Origin of the sequence: Eudoraea chungangensis (genome assembly GCF_029360665.1) — a bacterium.
Taxonomy (GTDB): Bacteria; Bacteroidota; Bacteroidia; order Flavobacteriales; family Flavobacteriaceae; genus Eudoraea; species Eudoraea chungangensis.
Map to the genome: position 1 here is coordinate 534250 of NZ_JARDUB010000004.1, position 14488 is coordinate 548737.

General features: G+C 36.2%; 13 protein-coding genes. 4 read left to right on the top strand and 9 right to left on the bottom strand.

Annotated elements, in window-relative coordinates; translation table 11 throughout:
* The first annotated feature begins 6 nt into the window (after nucleotides 1–6).
* Nucleotides 7–1605, top strand: coding sequence for a type IV secretory system conjugative DNA transfer family protein (locus tag PXG98_RS12365; RefSeq protein ID WP_276391503.1), 1599 nt, complete (start codon nucleotides 7–9; stop codon nucleotides 1603–1605).
* 97 nt (nucleotides 1606–1702) lie between these two features.
* On the opposite strand, the gene PXG98_RS12370 is transcribed toward PXG98_RS12365, so the two are convergent.
* The 4 genes from PXG98_RS12370 to PXG98_RS12385 form a co-directional block, all read right to left on the bottom strand.
* Nucleotides 1703–2482 carry an Abi-alpha family protein gene (locus PXG98_RS12370; RefSeq protein WP_276391505.1) on the bottom strand — a complete coding sequence of 260 codons (780 nt, stop codon included), beginning with the start codon at nucleotides 2480–2482 and terminating at the stop codon, nucleotides 1703–1705.
* A 152-nt stretch (nucleotides 2483–2634) separates the two neighbouring features.
* Nucleotides 2635–2952, bottom strand: a complete 318-nt coding sequence (locus tag PXG98_RS12375; RefSeq protein WP_276391507.1) for a hypothetical protein — start codon at nucleotides 2950–2952, stop codon at nucleotides 2635–2637.
* Between the two features lie 35 nt (nucleotides 2953–2987).
* Nucleotides 2988–5510, bottom strand: a complete 2523-nt coding sequence (locus PXG98_RS12380) for a S8 family peptidase (RefSeq protein ID WP_276391508.1) — start codon at nucleotides 5508–5510, stop codon at nucleotides 2988–2990.
* Between the two features lie 9 nt (nucleotides 5511–5519).
* Nucleotides 5520–6515 (bottom strand): AAA family ATPase, encoded by a 996-nt coding sequence (locus PXG98_RS12385; protein ID WP_276391509.1) that lies wholly within the window; start codon nucleotides 6513–6515, stop codon nucleotides 5520–5522.
* Nucleotides 6516–7364: 849 nt separating this feature from the next.
* Between PXG98_RS12385 and PXG98_RS12390 the strand changes: the two genes are divergently transcribed.
* The 3 genes from PXG98_RS12390 to PXG98_RS12400 all read left to right on the top strand — a co-directional run bounded on the left by PXG98_RS12390 (nucleotide 7365) and on the right by PXG98_RS12400 (nucleotide 10449).
* On the top strand, nucleotides 7365–8396 hold the full coding sequence (locus tag PXG98_RS12390) for a helix-turn-helix domain-containing protein (RefSeq protein ID WP_276391511.1): 1032 nt from the start codon (nucleotides 7365–7367) through the stop codon (nucleotides 8394–8396).
* A 123-nt stretch (nucleotides 8397–8519) separates the two neighbouring features.
* Nucleotides 8520–9722 carry an acyltransferase family protein gene (locus tag PXG98_RS12395; protein ID WP_276391513.1) on the top strand — a complete coding sequence of 401 codons (1203 nt, stop codon included), beginning with the start codon at nucleotides 8520–8522 and terminating at the stop codon, nucleotides 9720–9722.
* 19 nt (nucleotides 9723–9741) lie between these two features.
* The gene (locus tag PXG98_RS12400; RefSeq protein ID WP_276391515.1) at nucleotides 9742–10449 is read left to right on the top strand and encodes a DUF6090 family protein; all 708 of its coding nucleotides are present in this window, start codon (nucleotides 9742–9744) and stop codon (nucleotides 10447–10449) included.
* A 226-nt stretch (nucleotides 10450–10675) separates the two neighbouring features.
* On the opposite strand, the gene PXG98_RS12405 is transcribed toward PXG98_RS12400, so the two are convergent.
* The 5 genes from PXG98_RS12405 to PXG98_RS12425 all read right to left on the bottom strand — a co-directional run bounded on the left by PXG98_RS12405 (nucleotide 10676) and on the right by PXG98_RS12425 (nucleotide 14487).
* On the bottom strand, nucleotides 10676–11545 hold the full coding sequence (locus PXG98_RS12405) for a CPBP family intramembrane glutamic endopeptidase (RefSeq protein WP_276391517.1): 870 nt from the start codon (nucleotides 11543–11545) through the stop codon (nucleotides 10676–10678).
* A gap of 162 nt (nucleotides 11546–11707) precedes the next feature.
* Nucleotides 11708–11857 carry a hypothetical protein gene (locus PXG98_RS12410; RefSeq protein WP_276391519.1) on the bottom strand — a complete coding sequence of 50 codons (150 nt, stop codon included), beginning with the start codon at nucleotides 11855–11857 and terminating at the stop codon, nucleotides 11708–11710.
* 33 nt (nucleotides 11858–11890) lie between these two features.
* A complete protein-coding gene (locus tag PXG98_RS12415) occupies nucleotides 11891–12076 on the bottom strand; it encodes a hypothetical protein (protein WP_276391521.1) in 186 nt (61 codons plus the stop codon).
* A gap of 100 nt (nucleotides 12077–12176) precedes the next feature.
* Nucleotides 12177–12518 carry a helix-turn-helix domain-containing protein gene (locus PXG98_RS12420; RefSeq protein ID WP_276391522.1) on the bottom strand — a complete coding sequence of 114 codons (342 nt, stop codon included), beginning with the start codon at nucleotides 12516–12518 and terminating at the stop codon, nucleotides 12177–12179.
* A 343-nt stretch (nucleotides 12519–12861) separates the two neighbouring features.
* Nucleotides 12862–14487 (bottom strand): carboxypeptidase-like regulatory domain-containing protein, encoded by a 1626-nt coding sequence (locus PXG98_RS12425; RefSeq protein ID WP_276391523.1) that lies wholly within the window; start codon nucleotides 14485–14487, stop codon nucleotides 12862–12864.
* Nucleotide 14488: the final 1 nt, after the last annotated feature.

Sequence of the window (14488 nt, forward strand, 5' to 3'; positions counted from 1 at the left end):
AAAATTATGGAACACTTGAATTACAGTCTTATTATTGGAATGCTACTTTTTGGAAGTGGATTGAGCTTTGTACTGGTTAGATTTTTTAAACCAGGTTTTTATATCAATATCCTATGGATTGTATTTGGATTACTGTGGTTCTGGATACGTACCGAAGACTTACAACAATTTCTATTGGTTTTGTTGCTCATTGCCCTACCCCTACTCTTTATAAATATCCTATGGTTTGTATTTTTTCCTGAAGGTGGGAATGATATGCACGATGATAAGTATAAGGTCCGTTTTGTGGTATCAAAAGGCAAGCTACTTTTGGAAAATATCCGTCGAGGCATTGCTATTATAGGATCAGCAGGAAGCGGCAAAACAGAAAGCGTGGTTTATCCTTTATTAGGGCATTTTAGCAAATGGAATTTTAGTGGTGTAATCTATGACTACAAAGATTTTGAAATTACTGAAATGGCATATCCGCTTTTCAGCCAAGGAGACGTTCCCTTTCAAATTATTTCATTCGACACAATTTATGCGAAAGTCAATCCAATTGCACCAAAATACCTTCCTGATGAAGAGAGTGTGAATGAAGTTTCGCGTGTCTTAGTTGAAAACTTATTGGAGCAAAAGGACAACAATATGAACGCCACTACACGATTTTTTAATGATGTTGTTGAGGGATTAATTGGAGGAATGATATGGCGTCTCAAAACAGATTTCGCTGATACCTGTACCCTACCTCATTTGATTGCCCTCTATCAACACCTAGACACCAAAGGACTAATTAAATTTTTATCAGCAAACACGACTTCCAAGGCAATGGCAGATGCATTTATCAGCGGTATAGATTCAGAACGACAAACCGCAGGAGTCAAAAGCACCTTAGCCAATGCCTTTAAAAAGATTAGTACCCAACGTATCTTTATGGTATTATCAGAAGATGAAATCAATTTGAATATTAATCATCCCGATAGTTTGGCGGTGGTTTCTGTAGTGAACAACCCAAAAATTGAAACTTCACTTTCGCCAGTAATCGCTACTATCATACACACCATAACCAAACAAATGAGTGTTCGAAAAAGAAACTCTTCATTTTTGTTGATGGAGGAAGCCGCAACCTTACGACTACTTAATATGCACCGTATTCCTGCCACACTACGTAGCTATGATATCGCGACAGTTTATGTACTACAAGACAAAATTCAAAACGATATGATGTATGGTCCCATGGCGAGCAAAGCGATTTTGGCCAATTTATCGTATCAGTTTTTTGGCAAGGCCAACGACCCCGATACCGCCAAGTACTATGAACGCTTTTTTGAAATTGTAAAGAAGGAAACCAGAAGTGTGAACAAAGGGTACAACCTCAATTTTGATACTAGAGTGACCAAAGGGGAACGTGAAGTGGCTAAAACTCGCGCTGATGTGTTTTATGGCTTATCGCAAGGTGCTTTTGTGGTTTTGGCTGATGGAAAGGATAAAAAGGTGCAGTTTAAAGTGCCAAGAATCACTAGGCAATTACCGCCGCCCGAACGGAATTTACAAGAACAGCTTCAGGAGAATTTTGAGCGGATTCATCGGGAGGTTCAAGAGATGCTAAAAAAACAAAATCGATAATTCAAAATGTATACTCTTTACAAAAGGTGCGATCTGTAAAGAGTTTTATTATTTATTTGAACTTTAGTTTCAGCTCAGCTCTTTTTTGTAACACTTTTTATTTCGATTTACATTGATTGACAAAATAATTTCCAAAAGCTGTTAGATGAAAATCATCGGAACTTTGATAAAATGCTGTAATGTCCAAATCAAGTTCAACCGATTCTTCCTCTTTTTCTTCTTTATTTAAATCAGCACTTGTAGAGCCATTATCAATTTCTATTTCAGGTTCTTCATATCGCAATAAGCCCAAAGATTCTAAATTATCGATGTATATTTTAGTAAACTCCTCGCTAAGATTAAAATTCTTTTTTACAGCACTACTTAGAATTGTAACGTCATTTAATTTTACGTCCTCTTCTCTATACGTTTTACCCTCCCTTTTATAAGGGCTGTTCATAAGTCGAGCCAATTCTAGTTGACGCTTAACGTAAAATTCTTCGTGAATGAAATCCAAAATTTTTGCTTCTAAAGATGATAATGACGATAATGTATTTATTAATCTTGGTTCTAACCCATTTTCTGCGGTAGTTGCAATATTTGCTATAAGATTTACCCATTTGTCTTGTAATTCTTCTTCTTCTTCAATTGAAGATTTCTCTATTAATGGTACAAGGGTCTTAAGATTTAATTCTCTAGGTTCTAAACCATTTTTATCAAGTAATTCTCTTGTTTTATTAAAAATTTTAATTTGATTTTTTACTCTCCTAAATCGTACGTTATCGGCAAATAACTCACCCCATTCTTTTATTGAAGCCCCAAATAGCTTAGATACAAATTTTTCGGTTTTATCCAATATCTGTTTCGGTAAGTTTAGTCCTTCGATTATTTCTTTCATTTGCTCCAATGGTTGTCTTGTATTTGTTACAACTTGTTATATGAATCCCAAAAAATTACTAAGTCCGCAGAGGGTAAAGACACATTTGCATATTTTTTAGCAGTAATCATTCCCAATTCTTAATTTGAACTTTTTTTACGACTGTAATTAATTTATCTGAAAACTCGACTATTAGCATTATAAAGTATTATGTCAAGCTTGCCACTGTATACAAATCTTGAAAAATTCTTTTTCACCAAAGCCCGAATATTATCATCTCTAAAATCTTGTATTCTAAATTTAACATCGTACCCTTTTGCGGGTATTATCAAAGTAACAACTTCTTTATTCTTACCGTCACTACATTCCATATCTAACAGAAGAGCTCTAATACCTTTCATCAATAAATCTGAATTCTGTTTAAGGAGAATTTCAGATTTATGGTTTTTCCGAGGCCTACCTATTCTTACCATATCAAAATTAACTTCCATCCTTTATTTGTAATTTATTCGTGAAGAAAATCAAACTAAACTTCAATTTGGACTTCTGTTTGGTTTTGTACCCTAATCCTTTCGTAAATCTTAACATCCTTATTTACGGCCTCAAAGCTCACGGCTATGGCATAGGGGATTTCCTGTTTTAAGTCTTTGTTCCATCCTGAATGACCGACAACACCAATACCAAAACTCTCGGTCAGCACATTGGACTTCACAACGGCCCAGTCCTTTTGATGGATGTTATTGTTCAACTTGACCTCTTGGATTCCAGCATTTGACCGATTATTGATCGTCCATGGTATTTTTTCTTCATTTACATTTTGGACCCTTTGTCCATTGGCTTCGTCAACTAGAAGCCGTTGTTTAAATGCCTCAGCACTTTCCCCGAAATTTGAGGAATGCCAATCAGCCCATCCCGAAAGATATGACCGAAAACCTACTCGGGTCCTTCTTGGTTTTGCCTTGAAAACCAACGTAACCTCAATTAGTATATCATAGGCATCTCCAGGCTTTCTTAATTCTTCCGGCAATTTGACCTCATAAATATCAGCTTCCTTTGGAACGATTGTCCCTGTTCCTGTCAATGTGACCCTAAAATCGTTATTGGCCGTTGCTCTCCCTAAATCTGGCAATCCGTAACCGTAAAGCCTTAAAAAGTTTAATGTTGCGGGTTTATCAAACACTTCTTGGGGCCATCGTGCCGATTGTATGACCAAGGCTTTATATAGCAAGGTGGATTCGTCGGGGAATTGTGCCTCCAATTCAGAAAGAATACTGGATATTTTGGGCGCACTGAATGAAGAACCGATTCCATCGATTGCAGTGGCCGGTCCTCCGTGCATTGTAGACCTCACCAAATGCAAGGAGGTCTCCTTCCGCTGGGACAATAGTTTATCTTCACCATCCTTTTCAGCAACGTAATCGCCTCCATATTCCACTAATTCAGGTTTGATTGAGTCCCAAATCCCTAATCCAGTCCGCGAAAATGAGGAGGGATAATCTTCTTGGGCAATGGATATGACATCGTCATCTTCATAACTGCCATGACTTATTGACCCTACTGTAAGGGAAAGTAAACTCTGTGATGGATCGGCTATCCGGGATTTATTTTCCAACAAATAATCTGCATATTCAGTATCACTGCGCAAATAGTCTTGAATGGCTTCCTTTGTAAGGTTTCCTGCTGGAAGCACAAACACGATATCCTCTGCCCACTGTCTATGGTCAATGGATTCTGCCCATTTCGACATTCTTGTGGTGATATGACCCCGCTTGGAAGCAATGGACATATTAAAAATCCGTGTGCCATATTCACCAAAAAAACGTTCAACCACATTCTGTATAAGGTCAGGGGGATAGAGATAACTAGGCATTTTATTATCCTTATCCAAAACTCGGGCATTTTGTACCCATTTGGTCAATTGCACCGGATTATGTTCAATGGGTAGTTTGTTATGGAGAATGGTTCCCGCAACCCGAGTACCGTGCCCACCACTTTGCACATAATCCGCAGTATCATCTGGGTCACCTTTTAAATAGCTCAACGAGTGTGCAATGGCCACCCCAGGGTTCAATAGAACGTGGTTTTCCTGAATGCCGCTGTCAATAACACAGACATGGGGTTCTTCCTCTGTCGGAGGCAGGATTTTCAGCTGTGAGTGGTCTGTCAGCTCCTCTCCTAGGGCGATGGCCTGTCTTAAATCATCGTACTCTTCGACCTCAAAGAGAAATGGATAGTTAAGGACCAAATCCTTTAGACCTTTGCCGGATATTTCCAACCTACATGAAAAGCTATCTGACGATTCCACATAACTGCTAAGCAAAGTCGCTTGATAGTTGCTAACGAAAGCTTCAAACTCTTCTTGCCGCTTCATGGACAGTTCATCCTGTTCCCTTTGTCGGGCATCCCTTCTTTCCTCCCATCGTGCAACCCTTTCGTTGTATTGTTCCTCAGTGATTTTCTTCTTGTCCCATGGCGGATAGGCCGAAATATGTACGTAGCTGGCGATAGCTACATCGACAACCAGTACTTCGGCTACATCAATTTCTTCCCATTTCGATAGTAGTTCTTTGGATAGTATCCTATCAATGCGCCATTGTTTTCCTGTGACGATATCCCAAAGTTGGGCCGCTGTGTCCTTAAACTTTCCTTCTTCTTTGAGAAACTTCTCAATTTTTTCCGATAGGGTGGATAGGTTTAGGTCAGCGGAAGCTCCAATTAGAAATCCGTCCTCTTCCTCTGATATGACATCAATTCCGAATGAGCGTAACTTATCGGGGTCAAAAACATTTGAGTCTACTTGCAGGAAAAGGGGCAGGGCTTCCGGTAATTGTGGCAAACCTTCCTTTTTTCTTTCATCCAAAGCGGTCTGCCAATCTTGTATTATTTCAGTTGACTTTTGGTTTAATCCTTCACCATGTGCTTTACGATTCTCCCGATTCTTGATGGTCCGCTCATCTGGTTCAATAACCACAGGCTGTTTGCCGGGGCCATAAGGGGAGTTGTATAAGTCTCTTAGTCTAAAGGGTAGGGATAAATGATCGAATGCCATAGATATTCACTACTTGTTTTCATGAAATCTAATCGTTTCATTGATTATTCTATCGAAATCACTGCTTTCAATACGCTTGACACCATCAATCACCGTGGACTTTATAAGGTTTTCGGCAATCTTAACAATTTCCGCGGACGAAAACCCTTGTAACTTCTCTGCATATTTTGAAAAGTCGATATCATTGGCCAATGCTGTCGAAGAAAAGGTCATTTTTAAGAGGCTCTCAATTTCTTTGCCCCCTGGTTTGGTAATCTCTATCACTTCATCAAATCTTCTGAAGACCGCTTTGTCCAAAGAGGTTTCCAAATTGGTTGTGGCCACCAGTAGGCCAGGGGCGTTATACTCCTCCAAAAGGAAAAGCACCATATTCACCAATCGATGCATTTCCCCAACATCTTGCCCATAGTTCCTTGATTTTGCTATGATATCGAACTCGTCAAGTAAAAGAACGCATGGAAAGCTCTGAATGCTGTCGAACAGTTTTTTAAGGTTCACCAGCGATTCTCCTAGATATGAGGAAATGACTGCCTCAAAACGCACCTTATAAAAAGGTAGCCCAATATTCCATGCCAAGCGCTCCGCACCCATGCTCTTTCCGCATCCGGGTGGGCCAAAGAATAGAATTTTCTGCTTTGGCTTTAAGCCATGCTTGGCCAATCTCGCCCTGGCTACAAACTCCTTTTCAATACGCTGGAATTTACTCTCGATTTCCTTGGATAAAACCATGTGATGTCTCAGTTCCTCCCTCGGAATCTGTACTGCCAATGGAAAATCTTTTGCATTTCCCCTTGCATTGGAACCTGAAAATATGTCCTTGAGTTCTTTACCTAATTTCTTTGAGACTTGAACATTTTCATCCAATATTGCCCTTAACTGTTTGGACAGGACATGGTGCCCTTTTTCTTCTTCATCCTTGATGATGTCATAGGCCACCTTGACGATATCATCCTCAGGATTGCCGTCAATGCTCTTAAACAGTCTTTTTAAAATATCTTTGTTCAAATCAAGGAGTGTTTAAACAAAACTATAAAATAATAAGCTGTTTTACTCAGAAATTAGTAAGATACTCTTATTCATTTTTAAAAATTGATTGCCAAAAAATTAAAGACGCATTCAAATTCTTCTTTACTGAATGTTCAACTCCTTTTTCACAACTCTTTACAATTCGCCCGATGGAAGATTAATATAATTAGCTGTTGAACTCCCTAAAATATGATTCAAAGCATTAGAACTTTTTACTAAATCCGCTTTTTGTAAAGAGTGTTAATGACCATAACTCATTTCAATAAAACAAGAGTAATTTTCCGCGTTTTTCACCCGCGTTTAAATATAAATTTAGAATAAGTAGTTAGGATTACATACTAGTTCTTGACTTTCGAATAGAATTTACCGACATTTACATATAAATAAGTTTATTTAAAATAAAAGTGCAAACCGGTGCCCTATTCGGTGCGTACTTTGAAAAGACAGATTTTAACTTTTTGAATATCAAATGATTACAGCTGTGGTTCGAGCCCCAGCCAGGTCACCAGAGAGAGCAAAACCCACCAAATTGGTGGGTTTTTTGTTTAAGAGAATAAGAACCACGTATTATATTTCTGAATTGTCTCTTAAAACCCATTAAATGGGCTTTTTTACCATGTCGCTATAAGTCTGTAAAAAAGACTCTAGTTTTTATTCCATATTGTTCTCAGGAAGATTCTTCATAATTATATTACTTTTAGATTTATGGAGGCTCCTGTACATCTAGATATAATCGCTTTAATTATCTTCCTTGGGACATTTCTTGGCATTTTCATTTCATACTTCATTATAAAAAAATCAATTCATAGAAACTTGCCAAATCTCTTTATGGGAATACTTATTCTATCAATCTCCTTAGTAATGTTAGAAGGTTGGTTAAATTATACAGGATATATTTTCCACTTTTTATGGTTATCCAATTTTGCAGAGCCGTTAAATTTTTTGATAGCCGGCCTTCTTTTTTTATTCATTGACTCTCAATTAGAACCCGAAAAATCTAAACTATATTGGCTACATTTTCTACCTTTTCTTTTTTGGCTGAGTTATTGTCTCTTTTACTTTTTACAACCTGAGGCAGTTAAATACAATGACACTATCGAAACCATGCAATTAAACATTCCAAAGATTGAAGAAAGCCAGACATTTTCGGATGATCCTTTAAAAATTCGGGTGCATACCAATTTACTTACAGGGGCCTATTTTACAATCTATATTTTTTTAGGTTCAAGGAAACTTTTTAAGAAAGCCAAAACTCTTAGAGAGCCTATTTTAAAAACTTCCAATGAGACTTTGAAATCAGCACGCAATATTTCTGCTCATACCATAATTGTGACATTAATATTCATCCTAGTAAAACTCCTTTTTAAAAATGATGTTGGGGACCATTTTATTTACCTCTATTTGTCCTTTATGATCTTGATGACTGCCGCACAGATAATGAACCAATCTTCCTATTACAATAAGGTGTCTAACTTTTTGCAAGTCCCCTCCCTAAAGTACCAAAAATCTTCTTTAAACGAGGTAGAGAAAAGTAGAATCCTTAATGCGGTAATTTTGCAAATTGAGAAAGAAAAATATTTTTTAAATAGTACGGCTTCCTTAACCGGTTTGGCAAAAGCAATTCATGAATCTTCTCACCACGTTTCTCAAGTAATAAATGAGTCCTTGGAACAGTCATTTTTTGAGCTTTTGGCCTCATATAGGGTTAAAGAAGCTAAGGCTATTCTGCAGACAGATTTGGGTAAAAAACTAACCATTGAGGAGGTAGCCGAACGGGTAGGATATAACTCAAAGTCTGCCTTTAATTCTGCTTTCAAGAAGCATACTTCACAAACACCCTCCTTCTTCAGAGATTCTTAACCTTTTGATTACCAACACTTAATTGTCCTTGCCGATAGGGTCGAACAACGTACCTATAGGCTAAGTCGTTTAAAAGTATGATTTGCCAATAGCTTCGTTTAAAAATAAAAAAACAACTAAGCTATGCTAACACAAATCATACCTCAAAGAGAAAGAAAATATTTTATTGATTGGATAAGAATAGGGCTTATTATTAGTGTATTCTTTTTTCACGTTGGAATGATTTTCAGACCGGAACAGTGGCACATAAATAGTTCAGAGTCTTTTCCTTTTTTGGATCCTATTATGTGGTGGTTGCATCTATGGAGGATGCCTTTATTGTTTTTAGTCTCCGGTGTAGGAACGTATTATGCTATAGGACACCGTACCAGCTGGCAATATGCAAAAGAGCGATTCAGAAGATTATACATTCCCTTTACTTTTGGATTCTTTACACTTGTGCCTCTAATGGTTTATGTGGAACGAATAGACCTCTATGAATCCTTATGGGATTTTATACCCCATACTTTTGACGGTGGTCCATATCCAGAAGGAAACGTTTCATGGCATCACCTTTGGTTTATCCTCTATTTGTTTATTATTTCCCTCTTAATTTCTCCCTTTCTGAACTATACCCGAAGTAATTACTATAGAATAATCAGGGAAAGGTTGATAAAACTAGTCACAAAAAAAATGGGGTTGAATTGGTTGTTACCAATTATCATTTTGTCACAAGTTATTCTCAGACAATACTTTCCGAATAGTACGCATGCATTATATAATGATTGGGCGTATTTCGCCTACTATTTGCTCTATTTCATAGCAGGATTTATACTATTCACAAGTAATCAGGTTATTGCTTCCCTCAGCTCCTATAGGCGATTATATTTATATCAAACTGTAGTTTTCTCAGTGATTCTCTTTCGTTTACCATCCTTTTTCGGAACGCCTTCAATAATACAAGATTACGCAAGAGGCATTACCGAAATTATAATTTCCTTATCCTGTGGGTTAACAGCAATAGGATACTGTAAAAGATATTTCAATAAAGACCATAAGTATAGAAAAGTATTGAACGAAGCAATATATCCGTTTTATCTCTTGCACCAACCCGCCTTGATCTTTGTGGGTTATTTCATCTTGCAGTGGAATATATCATTCGCAATGCAGGCGATATTAATCGTCATACTCTCCTTATCCTTAATATATCTATGCTATTGGTTTCTCATAAGGAGAACAAACCTTTTACGACTCACTTTTGGAATGAAAAGAAAGTTTCCTAAGCCATCTAAAAAAAGCACCTCTAAAAAGTGGTTTTTTTATTCGACAAATAAACTAATAAAATAGACCCATCAAACTGTAGATAATGAAACTATTTAAAAAAATCAGACAATCCCATATTAGTCAAGGCGAGCTAAAAAAATACTTCCTCTATTCCCTTGGAGAAATACTTTTGGTTATGATTGGTATCAGTTTAGCATTTCAGGTAGATAATTGGAATGATAGACGGATAAAACAGGACGCAGAAGTTATTTATTACGAAAATCTTCAGGACCAAATTAGTGAGGACAAAAAACTCCTTCTTAGTCAGGTAGCTTTTAATAATCAATATAGGAATCAATTTAATTTTGCTAATGAAATTCTAAAGAAAAACGACCGCACAAAGATGGATACACTTGGATTAATCATTAGGAACTTTACCCAATATTCAGATTTTGATCGACAAGGAAATATTTACGAAACCTTGGTGAATAGTGGAGAGATTAAGATACTACGCAATTATCGGATCATAAATAAGATTAGAACTTTAGAAGAAAAATACCTTTATGTTAATAGAATAGAAAACATTCATTATGACGCCATGATGTCACATGTAATTATATCAATAAATAATATAATTAAGTTTTCAACAGGTGAAATTCAAAAGCCCGAGGTAGTCTATAATTATGAGTTTCAAAACCTACTGTTATCACTTTTACAAATCATGACTGAAAAAGACAAAGTATACCATGAGGCGTTGAAAGAGATTGGAATAATTACAAGCCTGATAGATGAAGAGTTAAAGTCCAAATGACGGTAAATAAAGGCATCATGATAGGACTAATTAAACACTACTACTACTTTAAAATCGCATGTGGCACTCTATTGTTACTAATTATATGGAGATAAACTTCAGCTTTAATTATCAATTCATTACAACTTCAGGGTTCGATCTGTTCAGGCCAATAACTTCCAGAAATAGCTTTCTAAGGTCAGGACCTTTTCTTCCTGAAAAGCACCTAGATCCCATCTTTTTTTTTTCAAACTTTATCTTGTGTGCCATAATAGGCCATAAAAACAAGAATAAATATTTGTAGGCCAAGGCATAAAACAGATCCTTCCATGCCAAAATCTCCTCCATTATATAGATTGTTTTCAAATCTATGCCAAACAATTATATTGTAAGTGTTTTCTCCACTTACGTTGAATCCAAAAAAGGACTGAAACAAATTCCAGCTGAAATGAAAAGCAATAGAAAACCAAAGGTTTTTTGTATAAATGTATCCCAGGCCTAAAATTATTCCGGAAAGAAAAATATTAAACAATCCAAGGATGGTAAAATGGGGGTTTAATACATGCATGAAAGCAAACAGACTGGAGGAGACAAGTAATGCCCAATATATATTTATAGATCCCAGTAACTTTCGAAGAACATAGCCTCTAAAAATAACTTCTTCCATTACAGAAACCATTAGATATAAAAGCAGGGTCAGTACAACTTCTTGGGTGGCAAATACTATTTTTGAAAAAACCACTTCATTTAATGCAAGTAATAGCACACTGCCAATTCCCATAAATAAAAGTCCTAAAGAAAATCCTAGACAAAGCTCTTTTGCCATTTTATTCCCCTGAAAACCTAATTTTACAATTGCCTCTCTATCTACAAACTTTAAGAAGAGGTACATTACCACAAATGTTCCCAAGAAGCTGCAGAAAATGAGTATTAACAATTCATAGGTCGTATGCTGCAGCCCATTATTTGTGAGATCAATATCTAAAAGATGCCCCCCAATATATTGAAACATCCCTCCAATACTAATATAGGCTATGATAATTGCACAAATACGCGCCCAAACGTTTGACTCTTTGTTATCCCTTATGCCCAAATCTTTCTTTTGTAAACACAACATATTTTCGTATCAAAATAGAGTTTGTTCCTAATTACGCTACTGATTTATCTGCAATTTAACCTCCTATACTTGGCTGTCTTTTATACTTTATGAAGTAAAGAATAAGAAAAGAAGGGCACCTGAGTGCCCTTTGTACCTTGCTTAATTCGTTCTAAGCTACAGTTAAAAAAATCCTTTGTTAAGACCTTTTTTGAATCCCTGCCAGATATAAGGCTCTTCAGCCATATATATTCTGTACAAGTCATAAATTATCCCACCACCATTGACTGCAAGGTTCTCTTCCGTATTTAGTTCTATTATATTATGTTTCATATCTATCTTTTATTACGTTAATTAAGATTCCTTCTATTTCATGGCTCTGCTCCTAGCGAAGTCCGTCACAAAATTAACACCCCCCATATAGCCTCCACCATATCTAATAAGCGAGCCTAAAACCACCCCTAGGGCTCTTCCAGCACCAGAACCGCCAACTACGGACCTTAAAGAGGATTTTTTCATCCTTTGAACACCATATTTTTTCAAATTTTTCATTTTTTTCGATTTAAATTAAACAGTTTTGATTGTGCGCTAAGCCAGAATATTCATTTGTGCACATCTTAGCAATACGATGTAAAAATGCTAGGAAAGAATCTCAAATATTGATAGTGCAACAAGTATTTGTGTTAAAATTTAGTATTCTGTTCATAAATACTCTTCCATAACCTCCAGTAAGTTCTTCTTTGGCCTCCACATCTAATTCTTCTATATAAAAACCACATTTGAAGGAGGTAATTTCCGTGTAAACATAACTCTGTCTATGTAGATCATACATAATGGGGGCATCTAGCGCCTTCATGGTCTCTATTATCCTAAAAACGGTGGCCACAGATACCTGTAGCCTTCTCGCCAATTGTTTTGGCTTACCCGTTGCCTTTAAACGTATTAGCTGATCTACACGTTCCAAAACTGCCAAGTGCTTTATTATTTGTCTCATACAGCTAGTTTTTTCAATTAAAAAGTGTCTGTTAGAATTTACACTGAGCCATACCTCCTAATCACCTACTCATGTGTTTTTCTAAAAACTTAAGAATACCAGACAAATGTTGAAACTGCTGCCTTAACAGAGCAAACATTTGCCTCTAATTCATTAGATGAATTTGATTATCCTATGAAAAGCCAATATTGCTCACTTCGGGGAAATAATTCTGCAGGGAATCTTAAAAAATAGGAGGAGTAGAAATATTATTGTATTCAATCTTGTGGACGCAGTGGAAGTTCAAGAGCATTTATTAGTCTTTCAACTTACTGTGAAAACACCTTAGTCTGACGCACGCGACTTAAGGCAACTGGGGGCCTAGTGTATTTAGTTTAGGCAGCGGGGTATTTTTCCAATAGTCGTTTTGCATTTCTTCCATAAAAACAGGCTGTTTAGGACTATACAGAGGCAATGTCTTTATTAATAATTGTGTTGTATCTTGAATAGCTTTATTGGCTTGAGTTTCTTGTGTAAAAAACTCCCTATACTGATGTACATACTCTAAATTTGTTCTATCTAACTTGTTCCCTTCTCTATCTTTTATATTTGTAAAGGAGTAGTTTATTTCAGAGACCTCTACCCTGTCTTTATGTTTAAAAAGATAATCCTTTGTTATTTTTGATTCTTCTATCTCTATATAAGGACATACTACAAAGGTTCTTTCATCCTCCAAAAAGTAAAAGTCTTCTATGGGTACTAGCCTATCCTTGTAGGTTATTTTAAAATCGGTCTTTTTTATCTTATTTAGCTTGGCGGGCATTTTATTTAGCCTAATTTTAAAAGACTTGTCATTTAAGTCAACAATAAACCTAGCCCGGAATGGCCCCGGTCTTTGAAGCATAATCTTGTTATAAAAAGAAATATAGTTTAAGAACATTTTTTCTCTATCTCCTCTAGCGTATTCCACTTGGATATGATATAGTAGTTCACTATTGGTTTTTTTAAACCCGTCGCTAAACCTCTCTTGCTCATTTACCGCGTAGGTGTTATCTCCTGGTTTTAATCGTTTAAATAGGCTATAGTCTAGTTGGTGAATAGAAAAATCATAAATATTTATATATACCTTACCTTCCGCTCTATAGTTATCGTCTATATAACTAAAATCAATCCTATAGACACTTTCTTTATTAAAATTAGTTTTGCCTACCAGCTTAAATCGATGCTTATCAATGAAGTCTGAAGCAATATCATCAATAAACGAAAATGATTCAAGACCATAATTCCTAACAGCATCGTGTAACCTTAACGTAAGAAATTCGTTCCCTTTATCATTTTCCAATTTGGCATAAGGTATTATCTTTTGAAAACGAGCATAATCGTATGGTTGCCTTGCAAATGAATCTACCTCAAAATTGGTGTTCCTGCTATAGGAATAGAGATGGTAATTATTATCTAAAATATCTTTTTTATTGAAGCCCACATCGGCAATTTCTATGATTGCCTCATTTAAATTAGTATAATCTCCATTTTTGACCTGATAATCTCTGTAGTATCCTGTTAGTCTAAAAGGATCTATTGGATAGTTTTTTGCAATACTATGAACCGCAATTCTTACTATTTGTTTTGCAGTGAGCTTTTTAAAGTTTGCAAAAACAATAGCTCCACTTAACTCAAATGCACCCGGCTTTATTAGTATAATATTGCTTTGGCCAACAAAAAGATCATCCAGAAGAACTTCTTGCGTTATATAGCCCATACACGAGATCTCCAGTGTTTCCCCTACCTCTTTAAACCTAATTGGAATCTTAAAAGTTCCATCTATATTCGTTATAACGCCCAGCGATTTATCCTTTACCTTAATTGTAGCAAAAGGAACTGCCTCGAGTTGTGTTACATCCACTAATTGCCCAAAAATATAATCGCTGTCTTGTGAAAAGCCCAAGACTGTAACGAAAAGAAATAGAAAAAGTACTTTCAACTTATACATT

Coding starts and splice junctions, on each gene's coding strand:
- PXG98_RS12405 (WP_276391517.1), bottom strand. CDS start 11,545: ATGTTGTGTTTACAAAAGAAAGATTTGGGCATAAGGGATAACAAAGAG.
- PXG98_RS12410 (WP_276391519.1), bottom strand. CDS start 11,857: ATGAAACATAATATAATAGAACTAAATACGGAAGAGAACCTTGCAGTC.
- PXG98_RS12390 (WP_276391511.1), top strand. CDS start 7,365: ATGGGAATACTTATTCTATCAATCTCCTTAGTAATGTTAGAAGGTTGG.
- PXG98_RS12395 (WP_276391513.1), top strand. CDS start 8,520: ATGCTAACACAAATCATACCTCAAAGAGAAAGAAAATATTTTATTGAT.
- PXG98_RS12370 (WP_276391505.1), bottom strand. CDS start 2,482: ATGAAAGAAATAATCGAAGGACTAAACTTACCGAAACAGATATTGGAT.
- PXG98_RS12365 (WP_276391503.1), top strand. CDS start 7: ATGGAACACTTGAATTACAGTCTTATTATTGGAATGCTACTTTTTGGA.
- PXG98_RS12400 (WP_276391515.1), top strand. CDS start 9,742: ATGAAACTATTTAAAAAAATCAGACAATCCCATATTAGTCAAGGCGAG.
- PXG98_RS12425 (WP_276391523.1), bottom strand. CDS start 14,487: ATGTATAAGTTGAAAGTACTTTTTCTATTTCTTTTCGTTACAGTCTTG.
- PXG98_RS12380 (WP_276391508.1), bottom strand. CDS start 5,510: ATGGCATTCGATCATTTATCCCTACCCTTTAGACTAAGAGACTTATAC.
- PXG98_RS12375 (WP_276391507.1), bottom strand. CDS start 2,952: ATGGAAGTTAATTTTGATATGGTAAGAATAGGTAGGCCTCGGAAAAAC.
- PXG98_RS12420 (WP_276391522.1), bottom strand. CDS start 12,518: ATGAGACAAATAATAAAGCACTTGGCAGTTTTGGAACGTGTAGATCAG.
- PXG98_RS12415 (WP_276391521.1), bottom strand. CDS start 12,076: ATGAAAAATTTGAAAAAATATGGTGTTCAAAGGATGAAAAAATCCTCT.